14 protein-coding genes are annotated in these 13,407 nt (G+C 32.9%); 1 reads left to right on the top strand and 13 read right to left on the bottom strand.

Annotated elements, in window-relative coordinates; translation table 11 throughout:
* Positions 1–34: 34 nt before the first annotated feature.
* From ABD816_RS03460 to ABD816_RS03400, 13 genes are all read right to left on the bottom strand, one after another.
* Entirely contained in the window at positions 35–535 is a 501-nt protein-coding gene (locus ABD816_RS03460) for a hypothetical protein (RefSeq protein WP_344924789.1), read from the bottom strand.
* Positions 536–715: 180 nt separating this feature from the next.
* A complete protein-coding gene (gene atpG, locus ABD816_RS03455; protein WP_344924788.1) occupies positions 716–1,576 on the bottom strand; it encodes an ATP synthase F1 subunit gamma in 861 nt (286 codons plus the stop codon).
* Positions 1,577–1,698: 122 nt separating this feature from the next.
* Positions 1,699–3,276, bottom strand: coding sequence for a F0F1 ATP synthase subunit alpha (gene atpA, locus ABD816_RS03450; RefSeq protein ID WP_344924787.1), 1,578 nt, complete (start codon positions 3,274–3,276; stop codon positions 1,699–1,701).
* 73 nt (positions 3,277–3,349) lie between these two features.
* Complete coding sequence (gene atpH / locus ABD816_RS03445) at positions 3,350–3,877, bottom strand: ATP synthase F1 subunit delta (RefSeq protein ID WP_344924785.1); 528 nt, start codon at positions 3,875–3,877, stop codon at positions 3,350–3,352.
* A 12-nt stretch (positions 3,878–3,889) separates the two neighbouring features.
* Entirely contained in the window at positions 3,890–4,390 is a 501-nt protein-coding gene (locus ABD816_RS03440) for a F0F1 ATP synthase subunit B (RefSeq protein ID WP_344924783.1), read from the bottom strand.
* Positions 4,391–4,480: 90 nt separating this feature from the next.
* Positions 4,481–4,672, bottom strand: coding sequence for an ATP synthase F0 subunit C (gene atpE / locus ABD816_RS03435; RefSeq protein ID WP_162880152.1), 192 nt, complete (start codon positions 4,670–4,672; stop codon positions 4,481–4,483).
* A 33-nt stretch (positions 4,673–4,705) separates the two neighbouring features.
* Positions 4,706–5,782 (bottom strand): F0F1 ATP synthase subunit A, encoded by a 1,077-nt coding sequence (gene atpB / locus ABD816_RS03430; protein ID WP_344924774.1) that lies wholly within the window; start codon positions 5,780–5,782, stop codon positions 4,706–4,708.
* Between the two features lie 122 nt (positions 5,783–5,904).
* The gene (locus ABD816_RS03425) at positions 5,905–6,282 is read right to left on the bottom strand and encodes a hypothetical protein (RefSeq protein WP_344924772.1); all 378 of its coding nucleotides are present in this window, start codon (positions 6,280–6,282) and stop codon (positions 5,905–5,907) included.
* A gap of 91 nt (positions 6,283–6,373) precedes the next feature.
* Complete coding sequence (locus tag ABD816_RS03420) at positions 6,374–6,610, bottom strand: AtpZ/AtpI family protein (protein ID WP_344924770.1); 237 nt, start codon at positions 6,608–6,610, stop codon at positions 6,374–6,376.
* Complete coding sequence (locus ABD816_RS03415) at positions 6,573–7,001, bottom strand: bactofilin family protein (protein ID WP_344924768.1); 429 nt, start codon at positions 6,999–7,001, stop codon at positions 6,573–6,575. The genes ABD816_RS03420 and ABD816_RS03415 overlap by 38 nt, the downstream gene beginning before the upstream one ends.
* A gap of 21 nt (positions 7,002–7,022) precedes the next feature.
* Positions 7,023–9,746: a type IX secretion system periplasmic lipoprotein PorW/SprE gene (gene porW / locus ABD816_RS03410; RefSeq protein WP_344924766.1), complete on the bottom strand. Its 2,724-nt coding sequence runs from the start codon at positions 9,744–9,746 to the stop codon at positions 7,023–7,025.
* A 193-nt stretch (positions 9,747–9,939) separates the two neighbouring features.
* Positions 9,940–10,647: an ABC transporter ATP-binding protein gene (locus ABD816_RS03405; protein WP_344924764.1), complete on the bottom strand. Its 708-nt coding sequence runs from the start codon at positions 10,645–10,647 to the stop codon at positions 9,940–9,942.
* Between the two features lie 3 nt (positions 10,648–10,650).
* Positions 10,651–12,126, bottom strand: a complete 1,476-nt coding sequence (locus tag ABD816_RS03400; protein ID WP_344924762.1) for a DUF5687 family protein — start codon at positions 12,124–12,126, stop codon at positions 10,651–10,653.
* Positions 12,127–12,354: 228 nt separating this feature from the next.
* On the opposite strand from ABD816_RS03400, the gene ABD816_RS03395 reads away from it, so the two are divergent.
* Positions 12,355–13,407, top strand: a complete 1,053-nt coding sequence (locus ABD816_RS03395; protein ID WP_344924760.1) for a 2Fe-2S iron-sulfur cluster-binding protein — start codon at positions 12,355–12,357, stop codon at positions 13,405–13,407.

Genomic DNA, 13,407 nt, shown 5'->3' with positions numbered 1-13,407 from the left:
AAATTGTATTTAGTATGGTATAAAAATACAATTTTTATTCAGGCTTCACCGTTGGTTGTCTTTCCATTTCTTTTTCTGGTAACATTCCTAATTTAAAATATTGTTTTTTATCATCTTGAATGTACTCAATAATACATTCATTTTCTTCTAGTTCAAAAGGTGTTTTTTCTATAATTAATGGCACTTGATTATTGAATTCTTCCATCGGATCACTGCTCATAATGATCTCTTTCTTACTAATTATAGAATTGGTATACTGACCTATATACTCTGTTAAATTCTGAGTAGATTGAAGCTCTATTTTTTTCCCTTTGTAGTATATCTCTTTTAAAATAATATCTGCTTTTTTTTCCACAAAAAAATGTACTGTAAAACCAGTTTTTCCACCTTCAACTTCTGATGCCCAAGGTTGAACATATGCATCTAATAATTTAAGAGGTGCCACAGTTTCTATTTTTGGGCCGCTAGCGCATTGTGTGCATATAGCTGCGATACATATTATTAATACATATAAAATTCTCGATTCGGTTTTCATCATTATTTGCTTACTCTTAATTGCTACTTTTTGTTTAAAGATAAAAAATTAAAAAACCTCAATCAATAAAATGAATGAGGTTTAAAATTTATTTTATAAATTGACTCTTTAATCATACACGTTTAGCTATATCTAAATCGCTGAACACCTATTATTAAGACTTTTAATACAAAATTTACTTTAATTATTTAATGCTTCAGCACCACCGACAATCTCGAGGATTTCATTTGTAATCGATGCTTGCCTAGCTTTGTTATAAGAAAGTTTAAGCGCATCTCTAAGCTCTGTAGCATTGTCTGTAGCCTTATGCATCGCGGTCATTCTTGCACCGTGTTCTGATGCAAAGGAATCACGTATTCCCTTATATAACTGTGTCTTTAACGACTTAGGTATCAATTCCTCTACAATTTCTTCTTTTGATGGCTCAAAAATATAATCCAGATTTACATTCGCATCTCCTGCAATAGGTAAAATTGGTAAAAATTGCTCTATGGTTACATCTTGTGTAGCAGCATTCTTAAACTTATTATATACAATAACAATTTTATCATACGAACCATTACTAAATAATCCCATGAGTTCTTCTGCTATAGCAGCCACATTACTAAATGTCAGCTCATCATATACCTCATTTTTATTAGCTATTACAGTATGCGTTTTTGAAATAATATCATCTACCTTTTTACCAATAGTCACAAAATCAACCTGCTTGCCCGCATATGTATTCTCATACAAATCTCTTGAGGCCTTAATAATATTAGTATTAAAAGCACCAGCAAGACCACGATTAGAAGCAATTGCTACCACTAATACTTTATTTACCTCACGCTCTTCTGAATATACACTTGCACTATCTCCTTCCAGAGAAGCACTCAAGCTTTGTAACAACTCAGTCAATTTATCCGAATACGGACGCATTGCCGTAATTGCAACCTGCGCTTTATTCAATTTTGCAGCTGACACCATTTTCATGGCACTGGTGATTTGCATCGTTGAGGATACAGAGGTGATTCTACTACGTAATTCTTTTAAGTTTGCCATTTTTTTTAGTATTGAGTATTGAGTAATAAGTACTGAGTACTTTTTTAAACAACACCTTTCTAATATGATAACTTCTATAAATACAGCGTAGTAAAGTTTTACTACGCTGTACTCAATACTATTTACTTATATTTTGCTGAAATCTCTTTACAAGCTGAGATCAATACATCGATTACTTCATCTGTTAATTTACCCGCTTTTAAGGTATCTAATGTATCTCTATGCTTAGCATTCAGATATTGGATATAATCCTTTTCAAATTCCTTTACTTTATTAACTGGTACGTCTCTTAATAAGTTCTTAGATCCTGCATATACAATCGCAATCTGATCCTCTACTGTATAAGGATCATTTTGTGCTTGTTTTAAGATCTCTACATTACGTTTTCCTTTTTCGATTACATTTAATGTAGCCGCATCAAGGTCAGAACCAAATTTAGCAAAAGCTTCTAATTCACGGAACTGTGCTTGATCAAGTTTTAAAGTACCAGCTACTTTCTTCATAGATTTAATCTGAGCAGATCCACCTACACGAGATACTGAAATACCTACATTAATCGCCGGACGAACACCAGAGTTAAATAAATCAGAAGTTAAGAATATCTGACCATCTGTAATCGAAATTACATTGGTTGGGATATATGCCGATACATCACCCGCTTGTGTTTCGATAATTGGCAATGCCGTTAAAGATCCACCACCTTTTACTTTATCTTTTAAAGATTCGGGAAGATCATTCATATCCTTAGCAATAGTATCATCAGCAATTACCTTTGCCGCACGCTCTAATAATCTAGAGTGAAGATAAAATACATCTCCAGGATATGCTTCACGTCCCGGTGGACGACGTAACAATAAGGATACCTCACGATATGCTACAGCCTGCTTAGATAAATCATCATAAATGATCAAAGCAGGACGACCTGTGTCTCTAAAATACTCTCCGATTGCAGCACCTGCAAATGGAGCATATACCTGCATTGGAGCAGGGTCAGAAGCATTTGCTGCTACAATAGTTGTATACGCCATTGCTCCTTTATCTTCTAATACTTTTGCAATTAATGCAACTGTAGATGCTTTTTGCCCGATCGCTACATATATACAAAATACTGGCTCTCCAGCATCATAAAATTCTTTTTGATTCAGGATAGTATCAATACACACTGTAGTTTTACCAGTCTGACGGTCACCAATAACCAACTCACGCTGTCCGCGACCTACAGGCACCATAGCATCAATTGATTTAATACCTGTCTGTAAGGGTTCTGTTACCGGCTGACGGAATACTACACCAGGAGCCTTACGCTCTAATGGCATTTCAAAAGTTTCTCCTTCAATAGCACCTTTTCCATCAATAGGATTACCTAAGGTATCCACAACACGACCTACAATTCCTTCTCCCACATTAATGGAAGCAATACGCTGTGTACGCTTTACGGTCACTCCTTCTTTTACTTCTGTAGAAGCACCTAAAAGTACGACCCCAACATTATCCTCTTCCAGATTCAGTACAATACCTTCTAAACCAGATTCGAACTCTACTAATTCTCCATATTGAGCGTTAGACAGTCCATATACTCTGGCGATACCATCACCCACCTGTAATACAGTTCCTACTTCCTCTAGAGAAGCTGTAGCTTCAAATCCAGATAATTGTTGTTTTAATATTGCTGATACCTCAGCAGGATTTACTTCTGCCATTTTATAATAGTTTGAAAGAATAAGTGTTACTACTCACTCTCTTATTATTAAATTTATACTTAAATCGTATGTACTAATTACTTAATTCTCTTTTTAAGCTCGTCAATTTATTCAATATACTTGCGTTATATTGTAAATCACCTACTCGAAGAATGAATCCACCAATAATACTATCATCGATTACATTTTCTATCGTAGCTTCATTGCCTGTTAACTCTTTTACTTTAGCCTGTACTAATGCTGTAATAGCATCATTTAAAGGTACTGCCGTCGTCACTTTCGCAATTTGTGTATTATGCAATTCATCAAATAAAACACGGTATTGAGTAGCTACCTCTCCCAATATGTCCACTCTTTTATTCTCAATCAATATATCAAAGAGTTTCTTCGTGATATCTCCTGTATTTTTGAATATCTCACGTAAAGAAGCAAGTTTTACCTCACTTTTTATCAAGGGGCTATGTAATACCATTCTTAGCTCAGCACTACCATTAACTGTAGCGATCACATCCTGCATATCTTTCTGAACATTTTCAGTAGCATTTTGATCCTGAGCCAGGCTCAAAACTGCTTTAGCGTAACGTATTGCTGCTCTACTCATTATTTTAACTGATTAGTTTAAAGTAACGTCTCCTAACATAGATTCTACCAACGCTAGTTGCTTATCTTTGTCATCTAATTCTTTTCGTACTACTTTTTCTGCTATCTCTACAGAAATTCCTGCAACCTGACTTTTAAGATCAGCAATGGCAGCTTTCTTTTCGCTTTCTATAGTTATCTGAGCTTGAGCCACAATCTTATCTGCTTCTGCCTGTGCTTGTTCCTTAGCCTCAGTAATCATATTTTCTTTTAACTGTCTTGCCTCTTTAAGCATGCCATCACGTTCTGCGCGAGCTTCATTTAAGATACGCTCATTATCAGCCTGAAGGTTCTGCATTTCTTTCTTAGCTTCCTCAGCAGACTCTAACGCATTTTTGATCCCTTCTTCACGATCATTAACTGCATTAAGAATAGGTTTCCATGCAAATTTTTTAAGTAAAAAGAGTAATCCAACAAAAATTAAAATCTGCCAGAAAAACAATCCAAATGAAAACTGATCTAATAACTTTTCCATAAATACTTATGTTATATTTTTTATTGTTTAATTTTTAAAATTAAACAATAACTGTAACCAACCGTTACAGCTATTGTTTATGTAAAAGGATTAAGCAGCAAATAATGCAGCAAATCCAATTCCTTCAATAAGAGCCGCTGCAATAAGCATCGCTGTTTGAATCTTACCAGAAGCTTCTGGTTGTCTTGCGATAGCTTCCATCGCTTGTCCACCAATTCTTCCGATACCAATACCAGCACCAATTACTATTAAACCTGCTCCAACAATGTTAGGGATAGTCATAACTATATAATTAAAAATTAAACATTCAAAATTCTAATGATGTGCCTCTTCATTCGCCATACCAAAGTATAAAGCGGCTAACATCGTAAATATGTAAGCCTGTAAAGCGGCTACTAATAATTCTAAAATTGACAAGGCAAAAGCTAATCCAAAAGATAATGGACTACCAATCCAACTTTTAAATAAAAACATCATACCAACAATACTCATAATCACAACATGACCCGCTGTCATATTCGCATATAAACGGATCATTAGTGAAAAAGGTTTGATAAACACACCTAATAATTCAATTGGTGCCAATACTACTTTCATAAATGTTGGTACGCCTGGCATCCAAAAAATATGACCCCAATAATTTTTATTAGCTGTTAAATTTGTAATCAAAAATGTAATTAAAGCCAATGCAAAAGTTACTGCTATATTTCCTGTAACATTTACTCCTAAGGGAGTCATTCCTAAAAGATTCAAAAACCAAATAAAGAAAAATACTGTTAACAAAAAACTCATGTATTTTTTATACTTTTTTTCTCCAATATTTGGGATAGCAATCTCATCTCTAACAAAAAGAACTAAAGGCTCTAAAAAACGACCTACACCAGCAGGTATCCCATTATTCTTTTTATAAGATTTTGCTAAACTGGTAAATAAGAAAAACATAAGTATGCCAATCAATAACATACTCACTACATTTTTGGTAATAGAAAAGTCTAATGGCTTAACATTTGTAGCGTGGTGATGCTCATCGTAATTAATCGTACCAGCCGCATCTGTTTTATATATTTTACTATGATAAAGCTTGTAATAGTTACCATCAACTTCTGCAACAGTTTGCCCGTGATGGAATTTTGAAGAAGAAAACACCTTTAATCCTCCATCCCAAAGGATTACAGGCAAAGGGAATCCATAATATTTATGTTCCTTTTCGTCTGAAAACAAGGTGAAATCATGAGAATCCAAAAGGTGATGATCGATAAACTCTTTAATTTCAGCTTTCAGCCCTCCTTTACCTTCGTTCTCTGTTTTCTCGACATCTTTTGCCACCAGATTCAACGAAGTAAGAATCAAGGCCAAAGTCATAAAAATTCTAACTACACTAATTTTTTGCATTCTAGGTCAGATTTCGGTTCCTAAATTTCGGTGCAAATGTACATAATAAAGTTATAATTCTAAACTTATTTAGGTAAATAAGTTTGTGAGGAAATTATAATAAATAATGTATTGAAATTCAATTATTTAAGATTGTTTAATATTTTAGAAATATAATGTACTTCGAGTATCAAACTGATTACATAAGGTATAAAAAACTCTAGAAATACACTTTTATTTATTTCATAATTACTAAATTTAATTATTGCTAAAAACACTCCTATTTTTACCAGACTTCCTCCTAGTACAAGAAACCCAATATGATCCTTCCATTTTTTATAAAAAACATGAATAACAAGTATTAATACAACAGCATATAAGCCATTAAAAAGGTATGACAAATTTCTGAGAACCGGATCACCCGATAATGAAAACCAGGTAACCAAGAAAGTATGAGTGACATAACTAACCAGTAATATAATAAAGAGGATTGCTAAAAAACGAAGTGAACGATTAAGCATGAGGTAACAACAACAAATTAGATAAAAATGATTTCAATATGCTTCAAAAAAATAGTAAAAAACAGCTATTTTTTGTATTTCTTTTACCGCTTTATTTATTTGATTTATTAATTCTTTCTAATTGTTTAATTACTAGATATAGTGAGGAAGCTACTCCAAAAAGAACCAGACCCATAGTAAACCAATTTTTTTCTAATTGATAATACTCATCTGCCTTTTTTCCTAAATATGCGCAAACAAAAATGATAGCTCCCATTTCGAAAGCTATTCCGGACAATGCCAGGTATTTTCTAAGCTGATTTCCCTTGTTGTCCTTGTTTGTGCCCATTTTGTTTACCATCTAGCGATTTTACTGCTCCTTTCATTACACAAGATGCATTAAAATTAGCTCCTGGTTCTACTGCTAGCTTACCTACAGATACTTCTCCTTCGATATGCGCAGTAGGTTTTAGTGATAATGTTCCTGATATCGTGAGAGTACCTGAAAATTTACCTTCAAAATCGGCGTCAGAACATTCTAAAGTTCCTTTTATAAAGCCTGATTTTCCTACGACTACTTTTCCTGTAGTTTTAAATGTACCTTCTATAGTACCTTCTACCCTAAAACCGCCTTCAGAGATAACATCTCCTACGATCTTAGTTCCTTCTGAAATTTTGTTCTGATTTTTAGAAAAATCTGAACTTGTTTGCTCTTTTCCTTTTTTATTATCTGAAAACATAATTGAGGGGGATTAAATTTATTATTCCGGTTTAGGTTGTAAACTTTGTAAATATATATCTAGATTCTTATGAATCTGAATAATTCTATAATTAGGAGACACAACCGTAAAAGGCTCCTTTTCTACCTTTTCGTAGTATTTTTTCTTTCTATTCCATTTAGTCATATCAGCTCCTCGTGAATCTTCTATTTTTCCAAGTGCTAAAAGCTCTGCAAATCCTTCTGCTCCTAATTTATCCCTTTTACTATGTATGACTACAAACTGCTGATCTTTTGTATATACATCTAACGAAACACTCATCTTATCATACCTCAGCTCTTTTATGATGAGCTCTAGGTTCTCTTTAAGACCTAATGCTTGATTATTACCAAGAGTTGAAAAAACATATACTATTTTATGATTTTGATCGCCGTCTACACCTTCTATAAAACTACTTTTTTCTATTTGTGGAATTGTAACCTGATAAATTAATTGTGCTTGCTTACCTTCCGGGCTTTGGGGATAATTAAGAGAAACATAATTCAATGCTTCTTTATAGGCTTCGAATCCTCGATAACGACCTATTGCCTGTGCTTTTAATAACTCAAATTTTGGCACAAACTCTTCTCCTCCAAATTTAGTAATCAACTCATCACTTTCTTTAATTACCTGAGCATATTTTTGATCCTTAAAATCCTTATACAACCGATTATATAGAGATTCAGGACTGTTTTGATCATCTTTTAATGCTTCTTCAGGATTTTGTAGGATTTTAGCATATCTAGAATCTCCATGATTATTTATAATATCCCGCATGTACTCATTAGATTTAGTCGCATTACCCTGAGCAAGATATATTTTGTATAAATTATATTTTGACGGAACAATTAAACGCTCCTCAGGATCACTATCCAATAATCCAGTAAACTTATCAATGGATAACTCATATTCTTGAAATTTTTCCTTGTAGATAACACCTAATTGATAGTAGGCAAAATTACGATCTGTATGTAAACTATCTAAAATTTCAGGATCTGTAGGTAATTGTGCTATATAGGTCTGCGGATCAAAAGCAGGATCCGTATCAATAGAGTATTCTTCTTTTTCATCTGAAACCTCTGATGACGCTGCACTAGGATCGGTTACACTAGACAATCGCCAATTATCCTGATTCTCTCTATTACCGTAAGTTCTTTTAAAGGTTGTTTTTCCGTACGCTACTGTAGTAGGATTATAAAAATAAAATGTCCCTCCCTCGGTATTAGGACCACTAGAAACGTTACTTAATCCTGTTCCAAGTTGATTAAATCTTTGTTCTGTAGGTAATTCACCTTTTATTCTTGCAATTTCTGCAGCTTCTTCTGCTGCAACCGCTTCTGCCTTTATTTTTTCAGTATATGTCGAATAAAAAGCTATCCTTTCTTCTGGTGACATTGCCACTGCTGTAAGGATACTATCATTAGTCTTTGCAATCCCTTCATACAAAATGACATCATCCAGGTTTACTCTTTTCTTCTTTAATACCCTGTATTTTTTAGAGTCTACAACCATTCTCTCTAAGGTACTGTCATAATATGCACCTGCTTTTGCATATTCTTTAAAATCAAAATTTATATCTCCTAGCGTTTTGTAATTAAAAGATTCTAAAATTTGATCTTCAGAATCCGTACGAAGTGATTTGTTGTAATACTCAACCGCTAAGTCTATGGAATCTAATGTTTTAAAATAAACTGCTTTTTGGTTATAGATTTTATCTAAAAAAGGTCTGTTTTCTCTATTTTCTTCTAAATCAGTAAGCAATTCCAGAAACTCTTCTTTATTCCCTTTTTCATAATCAAAATTACGTGCCTTTGCCATATATGCATTTAACATATAACGTCTTGGAGTTCTTCTATTCAATTCGATAACCTGATCAAAAGCATAATTAGCACTATCCTTATAACCCAGTTGATTCAATAGCTGACCTTTTATATAAAAATAACGTCCCTTTTCTTCATTATTCTGACTATGAATCGCTGCTTTACCAATATAAGTTACTGCAGAGTCCGGTTGTTTCATATTAATGTAGGCCTGTGCAATCATGGCTATGGCATCAGAATAATCCTGTGGTTTCATATATTCTTCTGAAACCATTTTAGCAAGATCCTCTAGTGCTTTTTCATTATTATCAAGACGAAGATTTGTCTTAGCTCTCCACACCTTTGCGTGGTTGATATTATTACTTGTAGGGTATTTATAGAGAATGTAATTAAAAGCTTCCAGCGCTGGAATAAAACGCTGCTCATTATATCTGGCTTTGCCCAGTAACAAAAATGATTCGTCCATTTTAGGGTTTTTCTCCCTGTCGTCAATCAACATGCTATGCTTCTGAATAGCTTTTACAGCTTTTTCTTCTGCTTTATCAAAATTTTGATTCAATACTTCATTAGGCAAACGTACATCTTCACTAACGACTAACCGTTCTATAGGAAGCAACTCCCAGAAATTGTCATTATATGTCTGAACAATATCCTGCTTTCCTTGTTCAAAAGCTACTCTACCATTATATAATGTATTATTTTTTGTAGTAACTTCGTGCCAAGTCCTATTTGTCCATTTATCCTTTTTACGCGAACAACTAAACACTAAAAGTGCTAGGAAAGAAAGAATGGTGATTTGTGATAATTTTCTGTTCAATTCTGTATTATTTATACGCTGATAACTTAAAAACTTGAGTTTTAGTGTATCATCTCTTACAAAAAATGCATGTAAGATGTAAAAATACATTTCTTTGAGCAAAAAACAGGTTATTAACAAATTTTTCTCTCAAAAAGATATGTTTTATTATGCTTATCTGAGTTATTAACAATTATAGCTGTAAGAATTTATAACATCATCTATAGGTCTCACCAGAATTTTTAATTAAGGTTATTTATAAAAACAGCTCCAAATAAAAGATAACTTCTGAAAATGTAGATCCTTATATCAAATGTGCCGGATTAAAATGTTCCTCCAATTCTTTTAATGTTTGAACAGAAGTGCTAATATCTTTTACCAGATTTCCTTTGTCCATTACCACAATTCGATCACAAACTTCTGTTACATGAATCAAATCATGGCTAGAAACCAACAATGTAATTTTAGGATCTACAGCAAGTTCTTTTAGTATTTGTTTTAAACGAATCTGGGTAGTAGGATCTAAATTCGCAAATGGTTCATCCAGAATAATTACTTCGGGATTACCTATGAATGCCGCAACAATACCTGCTTTTTTCTGATTTCCTTTGGAGAGATCTCTTAAATATTTTTTCTGTTTTAATATTTCTCCATTAAAAAACGTTTCATATTTAGATAATAAAGCATCTACAGTAGCTTTATTCTGACCTCGCAATTCTCCTATGAAATAAAAATATTCCTCAGCTGTAAGATATCCGATCAAAAAGGATTCATCAATAAAAGCAGCTGTAGTTGATTTCCATGCCTCACTTTCTTGTACAACATTCCCATTATTTTGAATAGTACCTGTACTAAGCTTTATCAAATCTAATAGAGCACTAAAAAAGGTCGTTTTTCCTGCTCCATTATTGCCTACTAGCCCTACACTTTCTCCTTTATTTATAAGTAGATGCTCAATATTTAGCACTGTGCTCGCACCATACGTTTTTGTAATATTTTGTATCTCTATCATTCTTTATTTTTTTTGTTTGTATGCATCAATAGTTACATACTTCTCTGATTTATATACTTTTTCAATTTTATCAAAAACCAAATTTCTAAATGCCAGACCTGCTATTCCTGCTAAACTTACTAAAACATACCCAAGAGGCGGTCCATAGATAACGTGCCCTATTGCATAAAAAACTATTGGTAAAACCATTATTACCATAGACAGTGTAAGCGTTTTTACATTTATAGCATTCATATCACCAAATACATTACGACTACTCATCAAGTCTATTGGTGTTTTTGTAAATGCTCCCGATAATAAGATAATATGAGAGTTAACGCCCATATTAAAAATTGCCCCAACAATTACTGACAGATATGCTTCCCAACCAAAATACAAATATCCTGATCCCAGGATCGTAGTAATCCCGGTTATTAAAACCATCAACCACCACTTAGATGCGAGGTACTCTTTGTACCTTATATTTTGTGTCATCATTAGTGGGTAATAAGAACTATCCCAACTAGGGACCAATTGTCCAAAGTTTAACAAAAAACCACCGGATATCAGTACTCCAGCTAAAATCCCAAAAAACGGACCTTTATACGCCCCCATGGAATCCGGGAAAAACAGGAGTCCATAAAAAAGAAATATCACACTTAAAACAACGGTTGCCTTTGCTCTTTTGTTTCTTTTAATTAACTTTATATCATTCTTCAGAAAAATTGCTGTTCTCCCGAAGGTATTTAACCAATCCAAACTTTCTGTTTTTACTTTTTTTGACTTCAATCTCACACTGGTATCTAAATACACATCCTTAATTGTAAAAGCAAAAACCAAAAAGAAAAGTCCAATTGCCAAAACGACTGGAAGAAGTGTTAAAAATTTTGATAAATAAAACCCCTCAAAGAATGGAGCCGTATATTGAGTTATATTAAAATACTCATAGTATTGTAATGATCCTAAAATTAATATAACCAATGCAAAAATGTAAACAATATGATTTTTTTTATTGAGTAAAATATTAAAAAAATTATTAAAAAAAACTACTCCAATCAGACCAAAATTCCAAAATAACACGTCAACTATGGATACATTACCTTTTACAATTAAAAGAATAGAAAAAGGAATAAAAAAGAAGGCATACACGAAATTAAAAAATGAAAACAGTGTTTTACCTAAGGCAAAAAATATTATTTTTTTCTTATTGATAGGTAAAATCAATAATGGCTTTATGTTGATCATTGGCATCTTCTGAAATATAAATCTAAGAATCAGATCAATAATGAACCAATAGATTAAAAATGTGTTAGCAACGTCTAATGGATTAATACATAATTCATGATCAATATACTTAAATCCAATAAAACTTGCCAAAATCATCATACCAACAACATATACCTTCCCAGACCAAGCGAGAATTTTAGTAAGTATCTCTGAAGAAAGTGATGCAGATCTCCAAAATGACTTTTTCTCTAAGGTTATAAAATGTTTATACATACAATGAGTTAATTTTTAAAACAACTACGACTTCTTATCTTATTTAGTAGCCTAAAAATCAAATTTGTTACAAAAAAGCAAATGAAATGTTAAAACAAAAAAGGTGTCAGTACTTTGGGCGCATAATTTTCTGTCAAAACATATCTGTCCTGTTTTGCATTTAGTATTTTTGCAAAAAATATTTTACGAAATAGGTCAGTTGATTCTGATACTATATATACTATTGCTATGTCAGATTTTCACAAATTATCAATAAAAAATATTATTAGAGAAACTTCTAAAGCAGTCTCTATAGAATTCGAAGTTCCTTCTGAGCTAAAAAATACTTTTGCTTTTACAGCAGGTCAATACCTAACAATTAAAACTTATATTGATGGTAAAGAAATTCGTAGAGCTTATTCTATATGCAGCGCTCCAGAAAGTGGTCAACTGCAAGTAGCAGTAAAGGAAATAGAAGGAGGTACTTTTTCTACCATAGCGAATAACTCACTAAAAGTAGACGATATACTGGAAGTACATCCTCCTGAAGGTTCATTCTTATTAGAAACTAAAGAGGGTGCAGCTAACCACTATGCAGCTTTTGTAGCCGGAAGTGGGATTACTCCTGTCTTAAGTATGATTAAAACTGTACTCCTGGAAGAACCTAATAGTCGTTTTGTATTAGTGTATGGAAATCGTACTCCCGAAGAAACTATATTTTTTAAGGAATTGTTGTCATTACAATCACAATATCCTAATCAACTTTTTATTGAGTTTTTCTACAGTAGAAGTGATGAAGACGGAGCCCATTTTGGAAGAATAGAGAAATCAACTATCAACTTTATTACAAAGAATAAATTTAAAGACATTTCTTTTAAAGCCTTCTATTTGTGTGGGCCTGAAGAAATGATCAATACAGTAACAGATGTTTTATCAGAAAACGGAATTGATAAAAATAAAATTCATTTTGAATTATTTACAAGTAGTTCTGAAACTACAGATATAGATGCAAATCTTGAAGGCAAGACCAAAATTACGATATTAGTGGATGATGAGGAGACTACTTTTAGTATGGATCAAAAGAAAACAATTCTTGATGCAGCATTGGATGAGGATATCGATGCTCCATATTCTTGTCAGGGAGGTGTTTGTAGTTCTTGTATCTGTAAAATTACAGAAGGTACTGCTGTGATGGAAAAAAATAGTATCCTTACAGATGGAGAAATAGCTGAAGGTTTAGTTTTGGCATGTCAAGCACACCCTGTTACAGCTTCAATTAAGGTAGATTTTGATGATGTATAG

Source organism: Aquimarina addita, assembly GCF_039539305.1.
In the GTDB taxonomy this organism is placed as follows: domain Bacteria; phylum Bacteroidota; class Bacteroidia; order Flavobacteriales; family Flavobacteriaceae; genus Aquimarina; species Aquimarina addita.
This window is presented reverse-complemented; position numbering and strand designations above follow the sequence as displayed.

Coding starts and splice junctions, on each gene's coding strand:
- ABD816_RS03440 (WP_344924783.1), bottom strand. CDS start 4,390: ATGGAAAAGTTATTAGATCAGTTTTCATTTGGATTGTTTTTCTGGCAG.
- ABD816_RS03395 (WP_344924760.1), top strand. CDS start 12,355: ATGTCAGATTTTCACAAATTATCAATAAAAAATATTATTAGAGAAACT.
- ABD816_RS03460 (WP_344924789.1), bottom strand. CDS start 535: ATGAAAACCGAATCGAGAATTTTATATGTATTAATAATATGTATCGCA.
- ABD816_RS03405 (WP_344924764.1), bottom strand. CDS start 10,647: ATGATAGAGATACAAAATATTACAAAAACGTATGGTGCGAGCACAGTG.
- ABD816_RS03400 (WP_344924762.1), bottom strand. CDS start 12,126: ATGTATAAACATTTTATAACCTTAGAGAAAAAGTCATTTTGGAGATCT.
- porW (WP_344924766.1), bottom strand. CDS start 9,746: ATGTATTTTTACATCTTACATGCATTTTTTGTAAGAGATGATACACTA.
- atpA (WP_344924787.1), bottom strand. CDS start 3,276: ATGGCAGAAGTAAATCCTGCTGAGGTATCAGCAATATTAAAACAACAA.
- atpE (WP_162880152.1), bottom strand. CDS start 4,672: ATGACTATCCCTAACATTGTTGGAGCAGGTTTAATAGTAATTGGTGCT.
- atpG (WP_344924788.1), bottom strand. CDS start 1,576: ATGGCAAACTTAAAAGAATTACGTAGTAGAATCACCTCTGTATCCTCA.
- ABD816_RS03415 (WP_344924768.1), bottom strand. CDS start 7,001: ATGTTTTCAGATAATAAAAAAGGAAAAGAGCAAACAAGTTCAGATTTT.
- atpH (WP_344924785.1), bottom strand. CDS start 3,877: ATGAGTAGAGCAGCAATACGTTACGCTAAAGCAGTTTTGAGCCTGGCT.
- ABD816_RS03425 (WP_344924772.1), bottom strand. CDS start 6,282: ATGCTTAATCGTTCACTTCGTTTTTTAGCAATCCTCTTTATTATATTA.
- atpB (WP_344924774.1), bottom strand. CDS start 5,782: ATGCAAAAAATTAGTGTAGTTAGAATTTTTATGACTTTGGCCTTGATT.
- ABD816_RS03420 (WP_344924770.1), bottom strand. CDS start 6,610: ATGGGCACAAACAAGGACAACAAGGGAAATCAGCTTAGAAAATACCTG.